This is a genomic window from Colwellia sp. TT2012 (assembly GCF_001440345.1).
Classification (GTDB): domain Bacteria; phylum Pseudomonadota; class Gammaproteobacteria; order Enterobacterales; family Alteromonadaceae; genus Colwellia.
Genome location: NZ_LJYX01000023.1, coordinates 1 through 2310 on the forward strand (window position 1 = coordinate 1; position 2310 = coordinate 2310).

2 protein-coding genes are annotated in these 2310 nt (G+C 32.7%); both read right to left on the minus strand.

Annotated features, from left to right (window positions below):
* Nucleotides 1–289: 289 nt before the first annotated feature.
* Nucleotides 290–514, minus strand: a complete 225-nt coding sequence (locus tag ASU03_RS17570) for a hypothetical protein (protein ID WP_057833093.1) — start codon at nucleotides 512–514, stop codon at nucleotides 290–292.
* Between the two features lie 24 nt (nucleotides 515–538).
* Nucleotides 539–1873 carry a DUF4932 domain-containing protein gene (locus ASU03_RS17575; protein ID WP_057833094.1) on the minus strand — a complete coding sequence of 445 codons (1335 nt, stop codon included), beginning with the start codon at nucleotides 1871–1873 and terminating at the stop codon, nucleotides 539–541.
* Nucleotides 1874–2310: the final 437 nt, after the last annotated feature.

Sequence of the window (2310 nt, forward strand, 5' to 3'; positions counted from 1 at the left end):
CCGCTGAATAACATGTTCCGCCACGCCCGCTAATGAAACTCTTGATTTTCTTGGCATAATTACAATCTACTGAAGATACAATTTACCTCAGTATAGGTCACTTAAAACGGCTCTGACCCCTTTTATTCTGCTTTTATTCTGCTTTTATAAACGGCTCTGACCCCTTTTATTACAAGGTCGTCTAACGCCTAACGCATAAATAACAGGCTAAGTAAGGGTTGGCTAAAATAGCGACGATGAGCAAAAACCAACTATTATTTGTCCTGTTGAAACGCTTTTTATATACAAATCACTCTATATTTTCAACGCTTGAACTTACTACCACATCATTTTTTAACATCAATAAAATTAAGTAAACAATATTAAGCGGAGGGACAATACATAACAATACACCTATTAATGCAGCAATTTTAGGTGTAGAAGTTTTACGCTTGCCTAAGTAATAACTTAAGCCACCAACGATAAAGAAAGATATAAAGACTAGTTGACCAAAAAATGTTGCATTGATATTCATGCGAAACTCCTTTTAATTCTATTGTTATGTGCTTTTTGAATTGTTTTTAATCCAATTTATAATTGAGGGATATAGATCAGTAATTTTTTCTTTAGCTGACTTGTTGTTATACAAGCGGATAAGTTCATTATTAAAAGCTTTAAATTGGTAAAAGCCCTTCTTATTTATCATGAAATCTTCAGTATATTTTTTAATAAATAGATACTCTTGCCGAGAATAATTTTCCATTGCGTATAAAGAGAATAATGACCATGTCATATACTCATTAAATATTAAATAAGGTTTGTTGTATCCACCGCCTTTATACCACGGTTTTAAATCCACCAGAGCAGCATTAATATCGTCTATATATTTGTCAGAGGTTGGATTCACGTAAGTATGGTCAATTTCAGTAAAAAATGAACGAGTGAACTTTATCGATTGAATTGAGAAGTCCTCCTTCTCGTTTTCATAACGGTTAGGGGCAACGATAAACATGATTGATTCATTAAAACCATTATTGGCATACATTCGAGAACTATTATTTCCAGACCCTAATGGAGAAAAGAAAACCTTATAACTTTGATATCTTGCAGGGAAATGAGACTCTAACCATTGCCAAATATTTTTTGGTTGAGCACCTAGTTGGAACACGTTACTCAACTTTAAGTAATACTCATCATGTTGTTGGTAAAAATTTTTGAAATTACTCTTTTTTGCAAAGTCTTCCAACAAGGTAATATTGTCTTTAATAACATCAACGGCTCGAAAGCTTTTATATACCGATGATTTTTCTATTTTATCGCCGTTAAAAACATACGCAGGACCATTTTCAACAAATGAATAATAATCAACGTTATCGAGTTTTTTAAAAATCTCATGATCTTTAAAAGGTGAAAACCACTTTAAAACATCTGAGTAGTATTTTCCTTTCGAATACATCTTATAATTAGCGTGATAAAACTTGTCAAATAAAGCTAATATAATGTTGTTAAGTTCGTAAACTTCGGGCGTTTCAACACTAACTTTTCCAATATGCTCTTGAATATACTCTTTATTATAACGAACCGGATTAAGCTGTATATTGAAGGTAATTGTTTTTACTTTTTGATTAAATTCTAAATGTACTTGTTCAATTTCGTTATCATGACCCGAAATAAATAAACTTTTACCATTGTATTTAATTTCAGCTTTTGGGCTACTTCCCCAATAGGTTAAATTAACCGTTTTGTTTTCAGGTAGTGAATTAAAATCTAAACGTTGACTAAAAAAAACATCTGTAACCAAGGTAAAATCAGCACTTTGCAATGATATGTAATAATCACTAGCTTGAACTCTACCACTAGAGCAAATTATTAAAATAAAAAATATATACTTCAACTTTAATTTATCCTTTAAACATGAAGTCTGGCGATAACTGCACATAATGAGCCTGTAGAACAACTCGTTTGTTATGAATTACCCCGATTACCTATATCGAGTTAATCGTCTACAGTGCGATATAGGAGCACAAATATTTAGCTGTTTTGGCTGGATTAGTTATTCTACAGCCTCAACGCCTCACCAAGAGGCAAATACAAATAATAGTTGGTTAAAATAAGCGACGATGGAGCAAAAACCAACTATCAGTCATTGTTGATTTTCTTATGTTTTGGTTTACACCCAGACTTGTATTCCAACCAGTGTACAGAATAAAAGGGGTCAGAGCCGTTTTAAATTAATAAACTAATCACTCACGTCTACCGCTTTCTTCCAACCAATAGGCCTACCACGTTTTCCTTCAATTACAGACCTGCCGCTTAGCGCTTCCACTTTAA